The organism is Micromonospora sp. WMMD730, assembly GCF_049178955.1.
In the GTDB taxonomy this organism is placed as follows: Bacteria; Actinomycetota; Actinomycetes; order Mycobacteriales; family Micromonosporaceae; genus Micromonospora; species Micromonospora wenchangensis.
Map to the genome: position 1 here is coordinate 2,306,468 of NZ_JBMHML010000002.1, position 22,457 is coordinate 2,328,924.

Here is a 22,457-nt window from a genome sequence, read left to right on the forward strand (position 1 = left end):
CTACGAAGGGTCGGTCGTCGCCGCAGCGGCCCGAGCCCGCAGCCGCTCACCCAGCAGGGCGTTCAACGCGGTCGAGCGGATGCTGTCGGTGTCGTTCGTCGGTGTCCGCTGCAGGGCCTGATCCAGCGCCTGCCACGCCTTGGTCACGAGGGCGGCCACCTCGACGTCGCGGGGAGCGCGCTCGACCGCCGCCAACAACAGCAGATCGAGTGCGGGGTCGTCGGCGACCTCCGCGCCGGCGGCGAGCTGCTCGGTCAGCGGCGGGAGCCGGTGATCGAGGTGCCACCGCAGCGCGGCGAGATACAGCCCCCGCTTACTGCCGAAGGTCTTGTACAAACTGTTGCGGTGCACTCCCAACTGTTGGACGAGGTCGTCGACGGACACCCCGTCGTAGGCCCGGCCAGCGAACAGCTCCGCCGCCGCGGCCGTCACGACTTCTTCGTCGAAACCCCTCGGGCGGCCCATGCCGAGAACGCTAACGATTGAGGAACGAGCGGTCAAGAACAATCGTTCCTTATCTCGGTGGGCCGAGCGCGCCATGGGCATCGCGAGGTGGACGGCTGCCGGAAGGAGCCGGTGGGCCGGTCACCGGTCGGTGGTCCGGCCTGCGGGCCGTCATGGCGTCGTTACGACGCGGACCGTCGCTCGTAACAAGACAGTCGACAATCGACAGTATGTCAGAGCGCATCGGCACCGTCCCGGAACTACGGTCGGCCTACCGCAGCGGTGCGACCACCCCCGTCGACCAGGTCGAACACGTCCTGGCCGGACTCGCCGGGCGGGACGGGGGACCGGTCTGGATCAGCACCGTCCCGGCCGCCGAGCTGCGGGCCTGCGCGGAGGAACTGACCCGCCGCCACGATCCCGCCGCGCTCCCGCTGTACGGCATCCCCTTCGCGGTCAAGGACAACATCGACGTCGCCGGAATGGTCACCACGGCCGGCTGCCCCGACTTCGGGTACCGGGCCGCCGAGGATGCGCCCGTGGTGCGCCGACTGCGCGACGCCGGTGCCCTGCTCGTCGGCAAGACCAACCTCGACCAGTTCGCCACCGGCCTGACCGGCTCCCGCTCGCCGTACGGCAGCGGTGAGAGCGTCTTCGGCGGCGGTCTCGTCTCCGGCGGCTCCAGCTCCGGGTCGGCCGTCGCGGTCGCCGCCGGCCAGGTCAGCTTCGCCCTGGGTACGGACACCGCCGGCTCCGGCCGGGTCCCGGCGGCGCTGAACGGCATCGTCGGGCTCAAGCCCACCCGGGGTCTGCTCAGCACCGCCGGGGTGGTGCCGGCCTGCCGTTCGCTGGACTGCGTGTCGGTGTTCACCACCGACGTCGCGGGCGCGGTCGACGTGCTGCACGCCGCCCGGGGCGTCTCGCCCGCCGACCCGTGGGGCCGTGCCCTGCCGGCGCGACGGGCGAGCGCCGACGTGCCGGCGACGCTGCGCCTCGGGGTGCCCCGGCCGGAGGACCTCGACTTCTTCGGCGACGACGGGCAGGCCGACCGGTTCGCCGTCGGCGTACGGCGGTTGAGCGCGCTGGTCGCCGACGCGCTGCCGGTGCCGCTGGACGACTACTTCGCGGCGGGGGACCTGCTCTACCAGGGGCCCTGGGTGGCCGAGCGGCTCGTCGCGCTTGGCGACTTCGTGCGGGCGCATCCCGGGTCGGTCCTCCCGGTCACCCGGGCCGTGCTGGAGACCGGTCGACGCTACGACGCGGTCGACGCCTTCCGGGGCCAGCACCGGCTCCGCGAGCTGCGGGCCCGGGTGGACCGGCGGTGGCAGGAGATCGACGTGCTGGTGGTACCCACCGTCGGCACCACGTTCACCCTCGACGAGATCGCCGAGGACCCCATCGGCCGCAACGCCGTGCTCGGCCGCTACACCCAGTTCGCCAACCTGCTCGACCTGGCCGCGGTGACCGTGCCCAACGGGTTCACCGAAGGCGGGCGGCCGGCCAGCCTGACCCTGATCGGCCCGGCGTTCAGCGACCTCACCCTGGCCCGGCTCGCCGCCGCCCTCACCACGGCCACCGAACCCACCCCGGTGGACGCCCACCCGGCCGGGACGGGCACCGTTGCGGCTGCGGTGCCGGGCGGTGGCCCGGTGCCGGGTCCCGCCCCGGCGGAGCTGCTGATCGCCGTGGTGGGGCGGCACCTGGCCGGCGAGTCCCGCAACGGTGAACTGACCGGGCACGGGGCCACCCTGGTCGGCGCGGCCCGGACCGCGCCGCTCTACCGGCTCTACCGGATGGACACCCCCGACGACGAGGGACTGCCCGGCCTGGTCCGGGCCGCCCCGACCGACCCACCGGGCCTACCGATCGACATCGAGCTGTGGCGGCTGCCCACGTCCGCCGTCGGCGCGTTGCTGGCCGGGGTGCCGGCCCCGCTCTCCCTCGGCTGGGTCCGGCTGCACGACGGGCGGGACGTGCTCGGCTTCCTCTGCGAGGCGTACGCGGTGGGGCCGCAGGTCGAGGACATCAGCGCCACCGGTGGCTGGCGGGCCTGGCGGCGTGCCGCCCGACGGTGATCCGAAACTTCGACGACGACAGGGAGCGAGGATGGGCAGCATCGGGCCGGTACCGGCCAACCCCTACCCGTGGCCGTACGACGGCACGGTGGACACCACACGGACGGCATTGCTCTGCATCGACTGGCAGACCGACTTCTGCGGGCCGGGCGGCTACGTCGACGCGATGGGCTACGACATCGGACTGACCCGGGCCGGACTGCCGGCCACCGCCCGGCTGCTGACGCACGCCCGGTCGCTGGGGATGCTGGTCGTACACACCCGGGAGGGCCACCAACCGGATCTGTCCGACCTGCCGGCGAACAAGCGTTGGCGCTCGGCCCGCATCGGTGCCGAGATCGGCGCCGCCGGACCGGCCGGGCGAATCCTGGTCCGGGGCGAACCCGGCTGGGAGATCGTGCCGGAGGTCGCCCCGGCGGCCGGCGAGGTGATCGTCGACAAGCCGGGCAAGGGCGCGTTCTACGCCACCAACCTCGACCTGGTGCTGCGGACCCGGGGCATCACCCACCTGATCCTCACCGGCATCACCACCGACGTCTGCGTGCACACCACCATGCGGGAGGCCAACGACCGGGGCTTCGAGTGCCTGATCCTGTCCGACTGCACGGGCGCGACCGACAAGGGCAACCACGACGCGGCCCTGCACATGGTGACCATGCAGGGCGGTGTCTTCGGCTGCGTCGCCACCGCCGACGACGTCATCGCCGCCACGGTGAAGTGAGCAATGCCCGTGTCGACAGTCGCCGCCGCGCGGCCCACCCCGTACTCCTTCGAGCCGGCCAGCACGGCGCTGCTGGTCATCGACATGCAGCGCGACTTCCTGGAGCCAGGCGGCTTCGGGGAGAGCCTGGGCAACGACGTCGGTCAGCTCCGCCGGACCATCGCGCCGCTGGCGGCGCTGCTGGCCGACGTCCGCGCCGCCGGCCTCACCGTCGTGCACACCCGTGAGGGGCACCTGCCCGACCTGTCCGACTGCCCGCCGGCCAAGCTGCACCGGGGCGCGCCGAGCCGGCGCATCGGCGACCCGGGCCCCAACGGTCGCATCCTCGTCCGGGGCGAGCACGGCCACGACATCATCGACGAGCTGACGCCGCTGCCCGGCGAGCCGGTCGTCGACAAGCCCGGCAAGGGCGCCTTCCACGCCACCGACCTGGACGCCCTGCTGCGCGCGCGGGGGGTGCGCAGCCTCCTGGTCACCGGGGTCACCACCGAGGTGTGCGTGCACACCACCGTCCGGGAGGCCAACGACCGGGGGTACGAGTGCCTCGTGCTCGCCGACTGCGTCGGGTCGTACTTCCCCGAGTTCCACCGGGTCGGACTCGACATGATCGCCGCCCAGGGCGGGATCTTCGGGTGGGTCGCCGACTCCCCACAGGTACGCGCCGCGCTCGCCACCCCCTCCGTGTCGCACCCCTCCTCCTGACCGGGAGCAGCCATGGTCCCCACCAAGCCCACCGTCGTCGCCCTCCCGTTCTGGGTACGCGGCGACACCAACGCGTTCTTCGGTTTCGGCGTCAACGTCCTGGTCAACGTGCTCACCCTGACCGGGCTCTGCGTCGCCGTGGTGAACCTCCCCGAGGGGGAGGTGTTCGGCACGATCCTGCCGGCGCTGGGCATCGCCCTGGTGGCCGGGAACGTCTACTACACCCTGCTGGCGCGGCGGCTGGCCCGCCGGGAACAGCGCACCGACGTGACCGCCCTGCCGTACGGGCCGAGCGTGCCGCACATGTTCATCGTCATCTTCGTCATCATGCTGCCGATCTACCTGCGCACCAGGGACCCGGTACGGGCCTGGGAGGCCGGCCTGGCGTGGGCCTTCATCATCGGCGTGATCGTGCTGGTCGGCGCGTTCGTCGGCCCGTACATCCGTCGGTACGCGCCCCGGGCCGCCCTGCTCGGCACCCTGGCCGGGATCTCCGTCACCTTCATCTCGATGAACCCGGCCGGGCAGATGTGGCGTACGGCGTGGGTGGCGTTGCCGGTGTTCGCGCTGCTGCTGATCGGTCTGCTCACCGACGTGAAGCTGCCCTTCCAGTTCCCGATCGGGCTCGCCGCGCTGCTGGTCGGCACGGCGATCGGCTGGGCCGGTGGGGCGATGTCGGTACCGGACGTCACCGCCGCCGCCCGGGACGTCGCGGTCGCCGTACCCTCGTTCAAGCTGGACCTGCTGCTCACCGGTCTCGGCGACATGGCGCCGCTGCTGGCCACGGCGATCCCGCTCGGGGTCTACAACTTCACCGAGGGCATGTCCAACGTGGAGAGCGCGGCGACCGCCGGTGACCACTACAACCTGCGCAGCGTCCTGCTCGCCGACGGGGCGGGCGCGGTGATCGGCGCGGCCCTCGGTTCGCCGTTCCCGCCCGCCGTCTACGTCGGACACCCGGGCTGGAAGGCGGCCGGTGGTCGCACCGGCTACTCGATGGCGACCGGCGTGGTGATCGCGGTGCTGTGTTTCCTGGGCATGTTCGGCCTGCTCGCGACGATCTTCCCGACGGCGGCCATCGTGCCGATCCTGCTGTACATCGGGCTGCTGATCGGTGCCCAGGCATTCCAGGCGACGCCGAGGGCGCACGCCGCCGCCGTGGTCGCCGCGCTCATCCCGAACATCGCGGCCTGGGCCACCAGCCAGATCGACAACACCCTGGCGGCGGCCGGCACCACCGCCGCCACGGTGGGCGACGAGGCGCTCAACGGCGCCGGGGTGGTCTACGACGGGCTGCTCGTGCTCGGCCAGGGGGCGATCCTCGCCGGCCTGGTGCTCGGCGCGGTGGTGGTCTTCATCATCGACAAGCGGTTCGTCCGGGCGGCGGTCTTCGCCGGGGTCGGTGCGGTGCTGTCGTTCGTCGGGCTGATCCACGGTGAGAAGATCGAGTGGAACGCCAACGGTCCGGTGGCGCTCGGCTACCTCTTCGTCGCGGCGATCTGCGCGGTCTTCGCGCTGGGCCGGCCCGCGCCCCGCGTCCCCGACCCGGACGAGGCCGAACTGGACCGCCGGCACGAACCGTCCGCACCGGCCGTCGCCACCGCCCCGGCCACCGTCGCCGCCCCGGATGGTCCGCCCGACGGCACCCGGCCGGCGTCGGCGGTCAACGGCTGAGCCGACCGGCCCGGTCGGTGGCCGGTGACCCCCACCCCGACCACCGACCGGGTCCACCGGCCGGCCATCCGACGGCGGAAAGGGACGCACCACATGGAGATCGACCGGGCGGAGGTGGTCGCCGAGGTGACGGCGGCCTTCGCCGGCTACGAACAGGCGCTGGTCGACGGCGACGCGGACCGGATCTGCGGCTACTTCTGGCAGTCCGACCGGACCGTGCGGTTCGGCCTCGCCGACCACCAGTACGGCTGGGACGAACAGCGCACGTGGCGGGCCGCCCAACCGGCGCTGCCGCCCGGCCGCCGGCTGGTCGATCCGGTGGTCACCACGTTCGGCCCGGACCTCGCGGTGGTGACCACCCGGTTCGGCTACCCCGGCGCTGCCGCCACCGGTCGGCAGACCCAGACCTGGGTACGCCTGCCCGTCGGCTGGCGGATCGTCACCGCGCACGTCTCCGAGCCGGCCGGCGCACCGACCGGCAGCGACCCACCGACCTGAGCCCGGCGTGGCCTGATGCGACCTGTGGCAGGCCGAGTCGACCGTGCCGGCCGGTCAGCGTCCGGTGCCGGGCAGGTGCTTCGCCAGGCGGACGGTGCCGTCCGGGCCGGCCGGTGACACCGGCCGGTAGCCGACGCTCTGGTAGAGGGCGATGTTGCGCAGACTCCTGGCCCCGGTGAACAGCTCGATGCGGCGACACCCCGGTCCGGCGGCGACCTCGGCGGCCCGCAACAGCCACCGCCCCACCCCCCGACCGCGCAGGTCGGGTACGACGGCGAGTCGTCCCAGGTGGCAGTCGGTGCCGTCGGTGCGGGTACGCACCATGCCCAGCAGCCGTCCGTCGCGCCAGAGGCCGGTGGTGTGCCAGTCCGCCAGCCACTGGCGCACCTCCGGCACCGACTCGTGCAGCGGCGGGATGGCCAGGGTCTCGTTGACCAGCGCCTCCTCCGTCCAGCAGCACCGTTGCAGCACGGTCACCTCGGGCGCGTCGTCGCCGGTGAGTCGTCGGGCGTAGGAGCCGGGTAGCGGGCCGGGGGTGGCCCGGTCGCGTTCGCGCATCGGTCGCAGGGCGTGGGCGAGCCGGACCACCTCGTCCAGCAGGGCGGCACCGGCCGCGTCGCGGTCGGCTTCGGACCGCAGCCGGCCGTCGCGGACGGCGTCGCCGATGCGGACGGCGACCGTGGTGCCCGTCGGGACCATGCGCAGGGCGGTCACCACCTGCTTGGCGTGTTCGACGGCGCGGGTGCCGGCCGAGGTGTGGCCGTAGCTGACGAAACCGATCGGCTTCCACGCCCACTCGACGGCGAGGTAGTCCAGCGCGTTCTTCAGCGTCGCCGGCATCCCGTGGTTGTACTCCGGGGTGACGGCGATGAAACCGTCCGCCGCGTCGACTGTCGCGCTCCAGCGGCGGGTGTGGTCGTGCCGGTGGACGCCCGACGACGGGGATTCCTCCTCGTCGAGGAACGGCAGGTCCAGGTCGCCGAGCGCCACCGGGACCACCTCGACGTCGAGTGCCGCAGCCCGGGGGGTGACCGCGTCGAGCAGCCACCGGCTCACGGCGGGACCGAGCGCGCCGGGACGGGTGGCGCAGGTCAGCGCGAGGACACGGAGCGGTTTCGTTGACATGGAAACGAAGGCTAGATGCTAGATTGATTACATGTCAACAAAGTCGGGGTCGGTGCGGTGGCTGACGCCCGCCGAGGAACGGGCCTGGCGGGCCCTGCGACGCGTGATGGTCGCCGTCCAGGCCGGCACCGCGCACGACCTGGCGGCGATCGGCCTGTCCGAGGCCGACTACGAGGTGCTGAGCACCCTGTCGGAACAGCCCGCGCAGACCAGCACCCTCGGCGTGCAGGCCGACAAGATGGGCTGGTCACGCAGCCGGCTGTCCCGGCACGCCAGCCGGATGGAAGCGCGCGGACTGCTGCGCCGCGCACCCGACCCGGCCGACGGGCGCGGTTGCCTGCTCGTGCTGACCGGGCCGGGGATGGCCGCCCTGCGCGACGCCGCACCGGTCCACGTCGAGTCGGTGCGGCGGCACCTCGTCGACCGGCTCGCCCCGCAGGACCTCGTCGCTCTGGAACGGATCGCCGGCCGGCTGGCGCAGCCCCCAGCCGACGACGACCCCGCCGGGCCACCGCCGGCAGGAGCGGGCCGACCCTAGAGCGGGAACCGCCCGTGTCGCCAGTGCCAGTGGCCGCCGGCCGCCAGGTGGTCGATGATCGCGCGTTGCAGCACGGTCCGCCGGGGCAGTTGGTCGAGCGGCGTGCTGAGCGTACGGAAGGCGAACCGCCGCACCTCGACGTCGGCGTCCGGCCCGTCGGCCGGGACGTAGGGGAGCAACTCGAACCGGCGCTGGAACCGGATGATGTTGGAATCCTCGGGCAGGTAGTCGCGCAACTGCGGGTCGAGCAGCCAGGAGCCGCAGGAGAACGTGGTGCGGTGCTCGTCGGGGAAGTGCCGGGGAAAGAACTCGCGGGCCTCGTCGAGCGACGCGTCGACCGCCTCCGGGCTCATCGGCCCCGCGTCGGGCACGTGCAGGCCGATGGCGGTGCCGGCCCGCTCGTGCTGGAGCCGGCCCAGCTCGTAGAGGCTGCCCCGGGTGTGCAGGGTCAGCCAGCTCTGCATGACCGGCCAGCCCTCGCCGTGCATCCGCCTGTCGATCGCCAGGTTACGACCCAGGTCGGCGAGGGTCGCCCAGGTGACGGACCCGGCGACGCCGTGCTCGCGGTGGAATCCGCGGACCACGTCGACCAGGGCGAGGTAGGCGTACACGTAGAGGTGCCGCCAGGCGGGACCCCGGTCGCGGGGCAGCTCCGGGCCGGGCGACAGCCACTCGTGCCCGCCGAGGTCGGCGCGGACCAGGGCGGTCGAGCGGTCGAGCAGCCAGCGCAGCTCCGGCGTCCACAGGGGAGAGTCGTGGTCCGGCCAGCCGGCCATGATCTCGGCGGCGTCGTCCGGTCGTACCGCCAGCCGGTCGAGGAGCGCGGGCGCGTCGGCGCGGGCGGGCAGCGGGGCCGACGGCCGGTCACCGGCGAGCCGGTGCACCCGCTCGACCTCCTCGACGGGCACCCCGAGCCGGGCGGCCACGACATCCAGGTCCACCGGCCGATCCTACCGGCCGCCGCCCCGCTGCACGGCCCGCCGGGAGGTCAGCGGTGCACCGCCTCCACCGCGCGTACCACGAAGGCCACCAGGTTGACCAGCACGGCACCGGCGACCGCCGGCCGGGTGGTGGGCAGGCGGTGCAGGAGTACGCCCCGCAAGCACAGCTCCTCGACGACCGGACCGACCACGACGAAGCAGACCAGCCAGCCGGTGACCGTGACGGTTGTCTGCCGACCCGGGCGACCGGCACCGGCCACCACCGGGTTCCAGTCGCCACCAGGACGGCCGGGGGAGCCGGTCGGGCACCCCCGAGCGTCGGCAGGCGTCAGCGGTGCTGCCCCGGCAGATCGGCCACAGTGCCCCTTCCTCCCCGACGTCGCGTCCGGCCTGCCCGGGTGAGCGTGGCGGCGGCGACGAGCAGGGCCACCACGAGCGCGCCGAGGACGGTCAGGCCGGCCACCCGGGCGGCCCGCGACGGGCCCGCAGCGGTCGGCACGACGAGCGGCCCGGCCGCGACCGGCACCGGCGGGTCGCCCTGCCGGGGCGCGAGCGCGGCGACCGCCGCGTACGCGTCGAGGGTTCCACCGCCGACCCCCGGGGTCGGCCCACCACCCGGTGCCGGGATCGCGGTCCGCTCCAACCGGGCGCGCACCTCGGCCTGGGACAACTCCGGATGGTACGCCCGGACCAACGCGGCGACCCCCGCGACGTACGCGGCGGCGACCGGCGCACCGCCGACCCGGTAGTGGCCGGACCCGCGCGGGGCGATGCCGAGCCCGGCCCCCGGGGCGGCCAGGTCGGTACCCGCATCGGCCGCCACCGGACCGGCCGCCCCGTCGACACCGACCGCGTTCACCGCCAGCACCGTGGGGAACCCGGCCGGATAGCCGACCGGAGGGTCCCCACCGTTCTCCCCACCCCGGTCGGTGACGGCGGCGACCACCAGGATGTCCCGGGCGACCGCGGCCCGTACGGCGTCGGCCAGCTCCGGCGTCGCCGAGGTGACCCCGGCGGCCACCAGGATCACGTCCGCTCCGGCGGTGGTGGCGAGCCGGATGCCGGCGGCGAGCCGGGCCGGGCTGATCCGTCGGTTCGCGTCGGTGATCCGCACCGGCAGGATCTCGGCGTCCGGGGCGATCCCGGTCGGCCCCCCGTCGCCGGCCGGACGGGCCGCGACGATGCCGGCCAGGGCGGTGCCCCGCCCCGCGCAGTCGCTGTCGGCCCGCCCGCCGGTGACATCGGCACCCGGGCGTACCGCCCCGGCCAGGGCGGGCGCGGCGGCGCTCACCCCGGTGTCCACGACGGCGACCACCACCCCGGCCCCCCGGGTCAACGGCCAGCTGGTCTGCGGGGCGAGCAGGCGCAGCGCCCACGGTGCCTCCCGGACCGTCACCGGCGACGGCCCGACACAGCGTCCCGCCGTCGCCGGCAGCGCAGGGGGCTCCCCGGCTGCGGCGGAACCGGCCGGCGGGGCGACGAGAACCCCGAGGCTGACCAGCATTCCGACGACCCCGGCGCGACCCCGGCCGACCCGACCGGTCACGGCAGCGCACCCCGCGTCGCCGTCGCCGGTCCACCCGGTGCCGCCGGCCCGTCCGGCTCCGACGGCCACGCCGGCCCGGGGGGTACCGCCGGTGCGGCCGACCCGGGTGCGGCGGCGACCGGGTGCGGTGCCGCCGTGTCCTGCGGTGCCGCCGTGTCCTGCGGTTCCGCCGGCTCGGAGCGTCCTACGGGATCGGGGCGTGCCGCCGTGACCTGCGGTGCCGCCGGGTCGTCCGGCGTGGACGCGGGCGGGAGGGACGTCGGTGTCGCGGGCCCGGTGGTGACCGTTGCGCGGTGGGTGAGCCGTCGGGCCCGCCGGGCGAACACCCCCACCACGGCGAGCAGGAGGAAACCGAGCCCGGCGGCCACCAGCGCGGGCCAGACGGCGGAGTCGGTACGCGACGGCGCCGCCGCGTCCGGGCCGGTGCTGACCGCCGCCAGCGGGTCGACCATGCCCCAGCCGTTCTCGGGGCTCGGGCTCGACCGGCTGCCCGGGGCGGCGGTGGCGGTGATCCGGCGGGCCACCTGGACGGCGTCCGCCCCGGGCAGCGCCGTGCGGACCAGCGCGGCGACACCGGCGACGTAGGCGACGGCGTACTCGGTGCCGGTGCGGTTCTGCGGCGTGGTGCCTCCGACGCCGAGCGTCGGAACGTCCCGGCCGGGCGCGGTCACGTCGACCCCACCGGCCGGGTACGCCAGGACGGGCCGGTGGTCGGGGCCGACCCCGGCGACCCGGAGCAGCCCCTCCTGGGCCGGTGCCGGGGTACCGTCGGCCGTGGCGGCAGGGGCGACCACCACCACGTCGTGCGCCACAGCCACCCGGACGGCCTCGGTCACGGCGGGATCGGTGAGTTTCGCGTACCCGCCCAGGGCCACCACCGTCGCCCCGGCCGAGACGGCGACCTCGATGCCGAGGGCCGTCCGCTGCGGATCGGCGTCGGTGGCACCGGCGACGATCCGTACCGGCAGGACCGCGGCCTCCGGAGCGACGCCGACCACCGGTGGCGCGGGTGACCCGGTGCCGGAGGCCGCCGCGATCACACTCGCCATCGCGGTGCCGGTGCCCAGGCAGTCGGTGTCGGCGCGGGCCTTGCCGGTGATGACGTCCGATCCGGGGGCGACCCGCCCGGCCAGGGCGGCCAGTTCCCCGTCGATGCCGGAGTCGACCACCGCCACCAGCGCCCCGGCACCCGTGCTGTGCGGCCAGGCGCGCGCCGGGGACAGCTCCGGGTCCGTCCACGGGGAGCCGCCGTCGCCGGAGGTGCCGGCGACACAGCCCGCACCGCCCGCGCCGGCGGCGGGCCGGGCCGGCTTCGCCGTCGGGATGGTCGCCGGCAGCAGGCCGTAGCGGACCTCGTCACCGGAGGCGTCCCACGGCAGCACCAGCAGCCACCCGGGGGACAGCCGCTGCCCGACGGCGGTCAGGGCCCCGCCGTCGGGTTGCCGGCGTCCCTCGTTGAGCCGGTAGACCTCGTCGGCCCGGTCGGGATCGGCCAGGAACCGGGCGGCCACCCCGGTCAGGTCCGTCACCGGGTCCCCGGATCCGTCGGACACCGGGTAGTACTTCACGTACGTCGGGGGCGGTGGCGGTGGGGCCGCCCGGACCGGGGTGGGCAGGGCGAGCACCAGCGCGCAGGTCGCCACGAGGCAACCCACCGACCGGGTCCAGGACACCAGCAACCGGCTCATCCACCGTCTCCTCGTCACCAGCGGGCATCGGCCGGTGGAGTGCCCCGGCCCGGCGGGGTCGGCCGACGTGGCACCCCGGGACCACAACGGCGCACCGCCGGTCACGGTTCACCCCGGCCGTCGGGAAACCCGCCGCCGGTCACGGTGCGCCGTCCCCGGCGGGGAGCCTGCCGCCGTGCGCCGCGCCGGCCGGGGCGGCGGCGACGAGTTCGGGCCCGGCGGGGGCGTCCGGCCGGACGGTCACCGACCAGCGGGCCCGCAACGCCCGGCCGACGACGATCGGCACCAGCCGGTGCCCGGTCAGGGCGGCGATCCGGCGGGCGAAGGCCAGCTCGGGGCCGGACAGGGCGGCGCTGCACAGCACCCCGGTGCCGGCGGGCAGGTCCGCCTCCCCGGTGGGGAAGGCCGCCCGGCGGACCCAACCGTCGGGCAGGTCGGAGCCGAACAGGTCACCGATCACGGTGACCGTGTGCCCGGCGGTGTGCACCTGCTCGGCGATCGTCCGGGCCCGCTGCCGGGCGGCCTCGACCGGGCCGGTGACCGTGAAGACGTCCGAGGTGCCGGCCAGGTCGACCCAGAGCGCCCAGCCCCGCCGGTGGCCGAGCCGGACCGGGAGCCGCATCGACGGTCGGGGTTGCGCCGGGATCTGCCAGGCGTGGTGCGGCCGCCCGCCGCCCGCCGCCACCCCGGGCACCCGGACCACCAGGGTGCCGGCGGGCGAGGCCACCTCGGTGTCGAGGTCGCCGTCGACGTCCGGCACCGGGCTCACGTCGGTGACATCGACGCCGTGCCCCGGGGCGGGCCGGTCCACGGGGGACGGTCGTGCCGGTTCCGGCGTTCCGGCCGGGACCGCAGTGGGGGCACCGTCGACGGTCGGGTCGGCTCCGGCGCTCGGGTCGGCTCCGGCCGGCGGGGCGGCTCCGACGGTCGGGTCAGCCTCGGCCGGCGGGGCGACGCCGACGCAGGGGGCGGCTCCGGCCGGCGGATGCCGGGGAGACGGTGCCGGGCCGCCTGCGGCCAGGGCGAGCCGGACGGGACGGCCGGGCAGGGCACGCCGGCGTCGGGGCGGCCGGCGCAGCAGGGTGGCGACGAGCAGGGCGACGGCGGCGAGTCCGGCCAGCACGACCAGTTGACCGGTGTGCCCCGGGTCGGCCGTGGCCGGTGGGGTGGCGTCCGCGCCGGGCGGGGGCAGCGGGCCGATGCGCACACCCGGCCCCCGCGCGTCCGGGGGCAGCGCCAGCACCCAGCCGGGGCGCAGTTCGGCCGGATCGGTCAACCGTCCGCCGTCGGGCTGGCGGCGGCCCCGGTTCAGCTCGAAGACCTCCCGGTACCGGTTGCCGTCGCCGAGGGTGGTGGCCGCGATCTGGTAGAGGTACTCCCGCTGACCGCCCACCGGCGGCCCCACCACGTAGTACCGTCCGGCCGGCGTCGCGTCGGCGGAGTGCGTGGCAGGCGGCGTCGCGGCGGCGGACGCCGTCGCGACCGACCCCGCGTGCGACGGTGCCGGGTGGACGGACTCCCGGTCGGGCACCGTTCCCGCGGCGTGGGCGGCGGCGAGCAGGAGGGCGGCCAGGACCGCCGCCGTCGTGACGACGATGCCGCGCCGCCTCGACCGGAGGGTGACCCGTCGGGTCACCGGTCGCCCGGTGCCGGTGGTGGTCGGGAATCGCACGGTCAGCCTCCTTGATCCTCCACCGGGGTACAGCCCTTCCCCGGCCGCTGCCTACAACGGCGGCGACCGGCGATCTGTTCAGTACGGCTTCGCCGTCCGTCCCCCGTCCGGTTGGCCGAATCGCAATCGACCGGATCCGGGGCCGGTACGGGCAAGGCCGTAGCCTGGGCGGGCCACGACGACGCTGGGAGGTAGCGCTGTCCCGCCCGATTCCGGTGACCGGACGCCACCGGGCCCGCTGGTCCCGCCCGCTGGTCGCCCTGCTGCTCGGTGGGCTCGCCGTCCCGGCGTCGACGGTGGCCGTGGCGGCACCGGCTACGGCCGCCCCCGTGCCCTCGCCCCCGGCCGGCGCGCCGGCCCGGCCGGGCACCGCGCCGAACGGCTTCGTGAAGTACCTGGTGGTCGGCGCGGAGCAGGGCCGGGTCGAGCACCTCTGGGAGGTCGCGTTGCGGGTCCTCGGCGACGCGCAGCGGTACCCGGAGATCTTCGCCCTGAACAAGGGACGGGTCCAACCGGACGGCATCGCGGTCACCGACCCCGCCGTGCTGCGTCCGGGCTGGGTCCTGGTGCTGCCCTGGGACGCCGTCGGCGCGGGCGTCAGCTACGGCCCGCTGCCGGCCTTCACCCCGGCCCGCCCGGCGGCGACGCCCCGCCCCCGGCCGAGCGCCGCGCCGACCAGCGCCCTGGTCTGCACGGTGGCGCCGAAGCGGCGGATCGGCGGGGTGCCCTGGGCGCAGCTGCGGCTGACCCCGGAGGTGGCCTGGACCCGGGGCCGGGGCGCGGGGGTCACGGTCGCGGTCATCGACTCCGGAGTGGACGCCACCCCGCCGGCCCTCGCCGGTCGGGTCCGTCCCGGTGCGGACGCCGGGGCCGGCGGCGACGCCCGGGGGGACCGGGACTGCACCGGGCACGGCACCGCGCTGGCCGGGATCGTCGCCGCCGCGCGGCAGCGGGGCACCGGTTTCGTCGGTCTCGCCCCCGAGGCCACCGTCCTGCCGGTCCGGGTCGGCATGGCCGCCGGGACGGCGGAGCCGACCGAACTGGTGGCCGCGCTGCGGGTGGCGACCACGGCCGGGGCCGGGGTGGCGGTGGTCGGCGGATCGGTGGACACCACCGACAAACGGGTGGTCACGGCGCTGCGCGCGGCGGTCACCCGGGGCACCACCGTGGTGGTGGCGGCCCGCCCGGCGACGGCGGCGAAGGGTGCCGCCCTGCCGCCGGGGGTGCTGCGGGTCGGCGCGGTGGGCCCGGACGACCGGCTGGCGGAGGTGCACCGGCCGGGGGAGGTCGACGTGGTGGCGCCGGGCGTGGACGTGGTGGGTCTCGGGATCGGCTCGGGCGAGGTGCAGGGCACCGGTACGGACTACGCCGTGGGGTTCGTCGCCGGGCTGGTCGCCCTGGTCCGCTCCAGCGCACCCCGGTTGGACGCGGTCGAGGCGGCGGCCCGGGTCACGGCCACGGCCGACGGGGCGGCGTCACCGGCGGCCGGGCCCGACCCGTGGCACGGCTGGGGCATGATCAATCCAGCGGCGGCGGTGAACGCCACCCCGGCCGGAGTCGCCACCACCGTGCAGCGGCGGAGCCCGGCCGGCGCGATCACCGTGCTGGCGGCGATCCTCACGCTGGTCGCCCTCACCGTCGGCCTGCGCCGCCGCCGACGACGCTGACCCGCCCCCGCCGCCCCACCGGCCCTGCCCTCCACCGGCCCGACCAGCCCCCGCCGCGTGACCGCCCGACAGGGGGCCCGCCGCACGGCCGGTGGCCCGTGCCGCCCGGACGGCGGTCAGCCGACCGGCACCGGGTCGGGTTCGACGTACGCGGTCTGGATCATCCGGTGTCCGCGTCGGGTCAGCACCATCGCCCGGCCGGGCGGCAGGTGCCGTCCCTTCACCCCGCCCAGCAGCGGCCCCTCCGTCGGTGGGCAGGACAGAGCGAGGTCCGGGCTGCTGGCCTCCTGGAGGCGACGCAGCAGCGGGTCCATCGACATCCGCATCAGGTTCGCGGTGCCCCGCACGACCACCAGGTGCAGCCCGATGTCGACGCCGTGCGGGACGTACGGGATGAGGGGTTGCAGGGGGTTGTCCTGCCCGGCGAGCATCTCGAAGTCGTCGACCAGCACGAACAGCCGGGGTCCGGTCCACCAGTCGCGGCGGCGCAACTGCTCGGGGCTGATCTCCTTACCCGGTAGCCGTCCCTTGAGGCCGACCACGGCGTCGGCGACGGTCTCCCGGGTGGAGTCGGTGGAGACCGAGTAGCCGAGGCGGTACTCGGCGGGCACCGAGTCGAAGAGCTGCCGTCGGTAGTCGACGATCAGGATGCGCGCCTCGGCCGGGGTGAACCGGCCGACGATCATGCGGGCCAGGTGGCGCAGCAGGTTGGTCTTGCCGCTCTGGCTGTCGCCGAGCCCGGTCAGGTGCGGCAGCTCCGCGAAGTCGTGCCAGTACGGCTTCAGGTCGGTCTCGTCCAGGCCGAGCGGCACCCACAGGTCGCCCTCGGCCGGCGGCAGGTCGGCGGCGGGCAGCACCGCCGGCAGGGTACGCACCGGAGACGCCACCGGCCCGGCCCAGAACTCGGCCACCGTGTCGGCCAGCTCACGCGCCCCCTCGGCGGTGCTCGCCGGGTCGGCCACCCCGTCGATGCGCGGCAGCGCCCCCAGAAAGTGCAGCTTCTCGGGGGTGAGGCCGTGCCCCGGCGCACGCGGCACGGTGGCCGCCAACCGCAGGTCGATGGCCGAGTCGACGGCGTCACCGAGACGCAGTTCCAGTTTGATGCCGAGCTGGTCGCGCATGCTGTGGTGCACCTCCGACCAGCGGGCCGCGCTGACGATCAGGTGGACACCGAAGTTGAGCCCCCGGGCGGCGATCTGCCGCAGCGCCACCTCCAGCGGCTCGAACTCCTGCCGTAGCGTGAACCAGCCGTCGACCACCAGGAACACGTCGCCGTACGGGTCGTCGGTGACCTGACCCTCGGCGCGCAGCCGGCGGTAGGTCTGGATGCTGTCGATGCCCTGCTCGGTGAAGCGCCGCTCCCGCTGGTTGATCAGGCCGGTCACCTCGGCGACGGTCCGGCCGACCCGGTCGGTGTCGAGCCGGCCGGCGACGCTGCCCACGTGCGGCAGGCCGGCGACGGTGCCCAGGGTGCCGCCGCCGAAGTCCAGGCAGTAGAACTGCACGTCGGTGGGGCGGTGGGTGAGCGCCAGCGCGCAGATCAGGCTCCGGATCAGGGTGCTCTTGCCGCTGCGGGTGCCGCCGGCCACGCCGATGTGCCCGCCCACCCCGGACAGGTCCACGGTGAGCAGGTCGCGCAGCTGCTCGTAGGGCTTGTCGATGAATCCGAGCGGGACGACCAGCCGGCCGTTGCCGGGCCAGTCCGCGGCGACCAGCCCGAGGTCGGGGTCGGGGGTCAGCGCCGGCAGCAGGCTGTCCAGGGTGGGGGATTCGCCCAGCGGCGGCAGCCAGACCTGGTGGGCCGGTGGCCCGGAGTCGACGAGCTGGTCGGTGACGATCGCGAACACGCTGCGCGCGGCCGGCTCCGCCCCGTCCACCGGCGGCGGTCCGGACCCGGCCGGACCGGCGGTCGGCGTGCCGGCTGCGGCGGTCGGCGTGCCCGGATCGGTCGCGGGTGCGGTGTCGACGGGTGGCACCGGCGGGGTCGGCTGCTCCGCCGTCACCGGGTCCAGCCGGTAGGGCACCACCTGCCGCTGGACCACCTCCTGCCGGACCCGGGCCCGGCGGGGGCGGTACTCGCCGGAGACGTACGCGGCCTTGAACCGCAGCAGTGTCGACACGTCCATCCGCAGGTAGCCGTTGCCCGGGGCGGCCGGCAACTCGTAGGCGTCGGGCACCCCGATCACCGAGCGGGACTCCATCGCCGAGAAGGTCCGCAACCCGATCCGGTACGACAGGTGCGACTCCAACTGCCCGATCCGGCCGTCGTCGACGCGCTGACTGGCCAGCAGCAGGTGCACGGCGAGCGACCGGCCGAGCCGCCCGATCATGACGAACAGGTCGATGAAGTCCCGGTGCGCGGCGAGCAGCTCGGAGAACTCGTCGACGACCACGAAGAGGGTGGGCAGCGGGTCCAGCGGGGTGCCGCCGGCGCGGGCCTTCTCGTACTCCAGCACCGAGCTGTAGCCGCCGGCGGCCCGCAGCAGTTCCTGCCGGCGGACCAGCTCGCCGTGCAGGGCGTCACGCATCCGGCCGACCAGCGACGCCTCGTCGGCCAGGTTGGTGATCACCGCCGAGGTGTGCGGCAGCCGGTCCAGGCCGAGGAACGTCGCCCCGCCCTTGAAGTCGACCAGGACCAGGTTGAGCGTCTCCGAGGAGTGCGTGACGGCCAACGCCAGCACCAGCGTCCGCAGCAACTCGCTCTTGCCGGAGCCGGTCGCGCCGATCAGCATCCCGTGCGGTCCCATGCCGCCCAGCGCGGACTCCTTGAGGTCCAGCTCGACCGGGGCGCCGGTGGCGTCCACCCCGATCGGCACCCGCAGCCGCTCGTCGGGCCCGCGCCGGTCGCGCAACGCGGCCAGCTCCAACCGTTCCAGGTCGGGGATGCGCAGCAGCGTGCCCAGATCGAAGTCGGCCTTCATCGGTTCGGGGGCCAGTTCGGTGCTGACCGCCAGCCGGTAGGGCGACAGCAGCCGGGCGACCGTGCGGGCCGCCGCCGGGCCGAGCAGGTCGGGGGCGGCGAGCACCTGCCGGGTCTCCTGGCCCACCCGGTCCCGCCCGAGCATGGTCAGCGTGCCGTCGGCGACCTCCAGGTTGAGGATGCCCTTGCCGGTGGCGACCGGCGGGTCGTCCAGGTCGACGAAGACCGCGTTGCGGTAGCCGCCGGTGGTGAGCCGGTGACCGGCCGGCACCCGGCCGCCGTCGCGGACCACCACCACGTACGGCTCGTCCCGGTCGGGGGTGACGCCCGGCTCGTAGCGGGGACGGCCGGTGAACTCCGCGCCGAGCAGCCGTTCGAGGCGTTCGATCCCGTCGGCGGCCAGCCGCGCCGTCCCGGCGGCGTCCTGTTCGGTGGGGTGCTGGGCGTGCGGCAGCCACTTGACCCACTCCCAGGCCGCCAGCCCGTCCGGGTCGACGCAGAGCGCCACCCGGACCTCCTCCGGCGCGTGCAACGCGCCGAGCTGGGTGAGCAGGGCCCGCAGCAGCGCCCGCGCCGCCGCCCGGTCCCCGGTCACCCGGATCTCGGCGAAGCCCGGCAGGAACAGCGCCACCGGCTGGTCCGGCAGGGTGCTGTACGCCCGGATGAACCGGCGCAGCGCCTTCGCGGCGACCGGTTCGAGATCCTCGACCGGCTTGGTCTGCATCGGCGCGATCCGGACCGCCAGCCGCTGTTCGCCGGTGCCGACCCGGATCTCCAGGAAGTCCGGGTGGGTGGGACGGCGTTCCCAGCGGCGGGTGGTCATCGCCAGCGACCACAGCGACGCCGGGTCGGGGTGCCGCCACAGGCTGGAGTCCCGCTGGTCCTGGGCGAACCGGCGGACCCGGCGGCGGTGCTGGGCGAGATAGCGCAGGTAGTCGCGGCGGTCACCGCCGTGGCGCTGCTTGCGTTCCCCGCTGCTGGCGATGACCGAACCGATCATCACCCCGCCCATGGCCACCGCCATCATGCCGGCCATCACCCAGGTCAGCGGGCCCCGCGAGGGGCCCATGAACATCAGCATCATCACGCCGGTCATCAGCGCCATCGGCAGCACCATCATCGCCTGCCGGGCGCCGTTGTGCTGCGGCTCGCTCAGCTCGGGCGGCTCCTGGAGGGTCAACTCCCCGGTGGGCATCTCCGGCCCGCCGCGCCGTGCCGGCCGCCGGAACAGCACCGTCCCCATGCTCGTCTCCCTCCACCCGGGCCGTCGGCCCCCCTCCACAACGGAGCACGGGCCGATCCGGGTCGATCCCGGTTTCCGGCCGGGATACCGGCGGGTCCCGGCGGGGAGAAAATTCCGATCAGCCGTTGAACGTTCTCCGGGCGGGGCCGTTGAAGGGGCCGTGACAGGCACCGAGACCGAGCAGATGTGCCGGCTGGTCGTACGCGGACCGAGCCGGCAGATCGAGGTCGCCGTGCCGGTCGGGGTGGTCGTGGCCGACCTGTTGCCGGCGCTGCTGCACCACCTCGGCGACGGGCTGGCCGACACGGGGTTGAGCCACGGCGGTTGGGTGCTGCAACGGGCCGGCTCGGCCCCGCTGGACGAGGAGAGCAGCGTCGCCGCGCTCGACCTGCACGACGGCGACCTGGTGTACCTGCGTCCGCGCGCCGACCAGCTGCCCGAGGTCGACTTCGACGATCTGGTCGACGGGATGGCGACCGGGGTGCGGGACCGCCCCGGCCGGTGGCGTCCCGAGCTGGTCCGCCCGGTGGTGCTGGGGCTGGCCGGGCTGCTGTTCGCCGTCGGGCTGGTGGCCCTGGCGCTGCCCGGCCCGGTGCCGCTGCGGGCGGTGGCGGCGCTGGCGGTGGCGGCGGTGGCGCTGGGCGGCGGGGCCGCCGTGGTCCGGGCCGCCGCCGAGCGGGGGTTCGGCGTGCTGCTGGCCGTCGCCGCGACCGGCTACGCCGGCCTGGCCGGGCTGGTGCTGCCCGGCGACGGCGGGGCGGTCGGCGCGGGGGTGACCGGGCCGCAGGTGCTCGGCGGGACCGCCACCGGGGCGGCGGTGGCCGTGCTCGCCGCCGGTCTGCTCGGCGCGGCCACCCCGCTGTTCGTCGCCGGCTCCGTCGCGCTGCTGCTGGGGGTGCTCGGCGGGGCCGCCGCCACGGCCGGCGGGCTGACCGGGCCGCAGGCCGGGGCGGTGGTGGCGCTGGCCGCGACCGCCCTGGTGCTGACGGTGCCCCTGTTCGCGTTCCGGCTGGCCGGGATGCGCCTCGCCCCGCTGCCGACCCGACCCGAGCACCTTCAGGAGGACATCGACCCGGAACCGGCCGGCCCGCTGATGGACCGGGCGCGGGCCGTCGACCGGCTGATGACCGCCCTGTACGCCGGCCTGGCGGCGGCCACCGCCGTGGCGCTGCTGCCGGTGGCCCACCGGGCGGGGTGGGCAGAGGTGACCCTGGTGCTGCTGGTCGCGCTGGTCTGGTCGCTCAACGCCCGGCCGATGACCAGCGCCTGGCACCGGCTGACCCAGGCGGTACCGGCGTTGGTCGGGCTCGTCGCGGTCGCCGTGGACGCCCTGGCCGGTGCGGGACCGCTGGCGCGGGTGCTGGCGTTGGTGGTGCTGCCGGTCGCCGTACCGGCGTTGCTGCTGGCCGGGCGCAGCCTCACCGGGCGGCGGGTGACGCCGTACTGGGGGCGGGTCGGTGACCTGACCCTGACCGCGGCGGCGGTGGCGCTGCTGCCGATCGGGCTCGCCGTCCTGCACGTGTACGACTACTTCCGGGCGATCGGGGGCTGAGGCCGTGCAGTCCCGACGTGACCAGGTGCAGGCGCAGTCGCACCTGCTGGGCCGGTTGACCGCCGCGCTGGTCGCCGGCGAGCCGGACGGCCTGGAGACGCCGCACCGGCGGACCACCGTGGGGTTGCTCGCCGGGGTCTTGGTCGCCGCGCTGGTGGTCGGCGGCTTCACCCTGTACGGCTTCTTCGCCCCCGGCGGGGCCACCGCCTGGCGGAAGGCCGGGTCGCTGGTGGTGGAGAAGGAGACCGGCTCGCGCTACCTCTACCTGGACGGGCGGCTGCGCCCGGTGCTCAACTACGCCTCGGCCCGGCTGCTGCTCGGCGAGGAACTGGCCGTGGTCACCGTGTCGGCGAAGTCGCTGCGCGGGGTGGCGCACGGGCAGCCGCTGGGCATCGTCGGCGCCCCCGACGTGCTGCCGGCCGGTGGCCTGGCCGGGGTCGGGTGGACCGCGTGCGCGCCCAGCGCCACGGATCTGGCCGGCACCGAGACGACGGCGTTGACCCTGTCCGTCGCCCCGGCGGCCGACGGGACCCCGTTGGCCGCCGACCGGGCGGTGCTGGTCCGGCCCACCGGCGACCCGACCGCCGGCTATCTGATCTGGAACGGTCACCGGTTCCGGCTCACCGCGCCGTGGCTGCCGGCGGTGCTGGGACACGACGGGCCACCGGTCACCGTACCGGCGGCCTGGTTGGACCTGGTCCCCGCCGGGGTTGACCTGGGGCCGGTGGCGGTGCCGGGGCGCGGCGAGGCCGGGCCAGAGGTAGACGGGCAACCGACCCGGATCGGTCAGCTGTTCACCGCCCGACCGGCCGACGGGGCGGAACGGCACTACCTGCTGCGCCGCGACGGGCTGGCCCGGCTGACCCCGTTGGCGTACGCGCTGCTGGCCGCCGACCCGGCGACCGTCGCCGGCTACGGCGGCCGGGTGGTGGTCCCGACCGTGCTGAGCCCGGCGGCGCTGGCCCGGCTGCCCCTCGTGGCCCGACCATCCGTGGCCGAGGAACTGCCGGCGGTGGCGCCGGCGGCGGCCTCCCGCGCCGCCGGGCTGGCCTGGTGCCTGCGGTTCGGTGCCGACGGCCGCCCCCGGGTCGTGGCGGCCCGACCGGTCCCGGCGACCGGCATCGTCCGGGGCGGCGTCGGGGTGACCCGGACGGCGCACACCGCGGACGCGGTGGCGGTCACCCCGGGACGCGGCGGGCTGGTGGTCACCGGTCGCGCCGGACAGCCCGGCACCGGCTACCACCTGGTGACCGACGCCGGGGTGAAGTACCCCCTCGCCGGTGCGGCGGTGGCGGAGCGGCTGGGTTACGCCCCCGCGACCGCGACCGTGGTGTCACCGGACCTGATCGATCTGCTGCCGACCGGTCCCGCCCTCGACCCCGCCCGGGTCGTCGGATGAGACCGGCCGACCAGCGGAACCGGCGACGCGGAACCGCCGCGGCCGCCCCAAC

17 protein-coding genes are annotated in these 22,457 nt (G+C 75.7%); 9 read left to right on the plus strand and 8 right to left on the minus strand.

Features of this window, described 5'->3' with window-relative positions; all coding sequences use genetic code 11:
* Nucleotides 1–465 carry a TetR/AcrR family transcriptional regulator gene (locus tag ACN265_RS10330; RefSeq protein WP_421407092.1) on the minus strand — a complete coding sequence of 155 codons (465 nt, stop codon included), beginning with the start codon at nucleotides 463–465 and terminating at the stop codon, nucleotides 1–3.
* 209 nt (nucleotides 466–674) lie between these two features.
* On the opposite strand from ACN265_RS10330, the gene atzF reads away from it, so the two are divergent.
* The 5 genes from atzF (at nucleotide 675) to ACN265_RS10355 (ending at nucleotide 6,114) form a co-directional block, all read left to right on the plus strand.
* Nucleotides 675–2,519 carry an allophanate hydrolase gene (gene atzF, locus ACN265_RS10335; RefSeq protein WP_421407093.1) on the plus strand — a complete coding sequence of 615 codons (1,845 nt, stop codon included), beginning with the start codon at nucleotides 675–677 and terminating at the stop codon, nucleotides 2,517–2,519.
* A gap of 31 nt (nucleotides 2,520–2,550) precedes the next feature.
* Nucleotides 2,551–3,240, plus strand: a complete 690-nt coding sequence (locus ACN265_RS10340) for a cysteine hydrolase family protein (protein WP_363655795.1) — start codon at nucleotides 2,551–2,553, stop codon at nucleotides 3,238–3,240.
* A 3-nt stretch (nucleotides 3,241–3,243) separates the two neighbouring features.
* On the plus strand, nucleotides 3,244–3,942 hold the full coding sequence (locus tag ACN265_RS10345) for a cysteine hydrolase family protein (protein ID WP_363655797.1): 699 nt from the start codon (nucleotides 3,244–3,246) through the stop codon (nucleotides 3,940–3,942).
* Between the two features lie 12 nt (nucleotides 3,943–3,954).
* Complete coding sequence (locus ACN265_RS10350; RefSeq protein WP_421407096.1) at nucleotides 3,955–5,616, plus strand: regulator; 1,662 nt, start codon at nucleotides 3,955–3,957, stop codon at nucleotides 5,614–5,616.
* Nucleotides 5,617–5,709: 93 nt separating this feature from the next.
* On the plus strand, nucleotides 5,710–6,114 hold the full coding sequence (locus ACN265_RS10355; RefSeq protein WP_204923329.1) for an AtzH-like domain-containing protein: 405 nt from the start codon (nucleotides 5,710–5,712) through the stop codon (nucleotides 6,112–6,114).
* 54 nt (nucleotides 6,115–6,168) lie between these two features.
* On the opposite strand, the gene ACN265_RS10360 is transcribed toward ACN265_RS10355, so the two are convergent.
* Nucleotides 6,169–7,239 carry a GNAT family N-acetyltransferase gene (locus ACN265_RS10360; RefSeq protein WP_420117359.1) on the minus strand — a complete coding sequence of 357 codons (1,071 nt, stop codon included), beginning with the start codon at nucleotides 7,237–7,239 and terminating at the stop codon, nucleotides 6,169–6,171.
* A gap of 31 nt (nucleotides 7,240–7,270) precedes the next feature.
* Between ACN265_RS10360 and ACN265_RS10365 the strand changes: the two genes are divergently transcribed.
* A complete protein-coding gene (locus ACN265_RS10365; RefSeq protein ID WP_420117358.1) occupies nucleotides 7,271–7,777 on the plus strand; it encodes a MarR family winged helix-turn-helix transcriptional regulator in 507 nt (168 codons plus the stop codon).
* Here the strand turns inward: ACN265_RS10365 and ACN265_RS10370 are convergent.
* From ACN265_RS10370 to ACN265_RS10390, 5 genes are all read right to left on the minus strand, one after another.
* Entirely contained in the window at nucleotides 7,774–8,718 is a 945-nt protein-coding gene (locus tag ACN265_RS10370) for an acyltransferase domain-containing protein (protein WP_420117357.1), read from the minus strand. The genes ACN265_RS10365 and ACN265_RS10370 overlap by 4 nt on opposite strands.
* Nucleotides 8,719–8,765: 47 nt before the next feature.
* Nucleotides 8,766–8,978, minus strand: a complete 213-nt coding sequence (locus ACN265_RS10375; protein ID WP_421407099.1) for a type II CAAX prenyl endopeptidase Rce1 family protein — start codon at nucleotides 8,976–8,978, stop codon at nucleotides 8,766–8,768.
* A 68-nt stretch (nucleotides 8,979–9,046) separates the two neighbouring features.
* The gene (locus tag ACN265_RS10380; protein ID WP_421407101.1) at nucleotides 9,047–10,264 is read right to left on the minus strand and encodes a S8 family serine peptidase; all 1,218 of its coding nucleotides are present in this window, start codon (nucleotides 10,262–10,264) and stop codon (nucleotides 9,047–9,049) included.
* A complete protein-coding gene (locus tag ACN265_RS10385; RefSeq protein WP_421407102.1) occupies nucleotides 10,261–11,952 on the minus strand; it encodes a S8 family serine peptidase in 1,692 nt (563 codons plus the stop codon). The genes ACN265_RS10380 and ACN265_RS10385 overlap by 4 nt, the downstream gene beginning before the upstream one ends.
* Nucleotides 11,953–12,091: 139 nt before the next feature.
* On the minus strand, nucleotides 12,092–13,624 hold the full coding sequence (locus tag ACN265_RS10390) for a hypothetical protein (protein ID WP_421407103.1): 1,533 nt from the start codon (nucleotides 13,622–13,624) through the stop codon (nucleotides 12,092–12,094).
* Nucleotides 13,625–13,839: 215 nt separating this feature from the next.
* On the opposite strand from ACN265_RS10390, the gene ACN265_RS10395 reads away from it, so the two are divergent.
* Entirely contained in the window at nucleotides 13,840–15,291 is a 1,452-nt protein-coding gene (locus ACN265_RS10395) for a S8 family serine peptidase (protein WP_421407104.1), read from the plus strand.
* 116 nt (nucleotides 15,292–15,407) lie between these two features.
* On the opposite strand, the gene eccCa is transcribed toward ACN265_RS10395, so the two are convergent.
* Complete coding sequence (gene eccCa, locus ACN265_RS10400) at nucleotides 15,408–19,454, minus strand: type VII secretion protein EccCa (protein WP_421407105.1); 4,047 nt, start codon at nucleotides 19,452–19,454, stop codon at nucleotides 15,408–15,410.
* Between the two features lie 160 nt (nucleotides 19,455–19,614).
* Here eccCa and eccD point away from each other — a divergent pair, with 160 nt between their 5' ends.
* Together eccD and eccB are read left to right on the plus strand one after the other, a co-directional pair.
* Nucleotides 19,615–21,006, plus strand: coding sequence for a type VII secretion integral membrane protein EccD (gene eccD / locus ACN265_RS10405; RefSeq protein ID WP_204923314.1), 1,392 nt, complete (start codon nucleotides 19,615–19,617; stop codon nucleotides 21,004–21,006).
* A 4-nt stretch (nucleotides 21,007–21,010) separates the two neighbouring features.
* Nucleotides 21,011–22,405: a type VII secretion protein EccB gene (gene eccB / locus ACN265_RS10410; RefSeq protein WP_421407107.1), complete on the plus strand. Its 1,395-nt coding sequence runs from the start codon at nucleotides 21,011–21,013 to the stop codon at nucleotides 22,403–22,405.
* Nucleotides 22,406–22,457 lie beyond the last annotated feature (52 nt).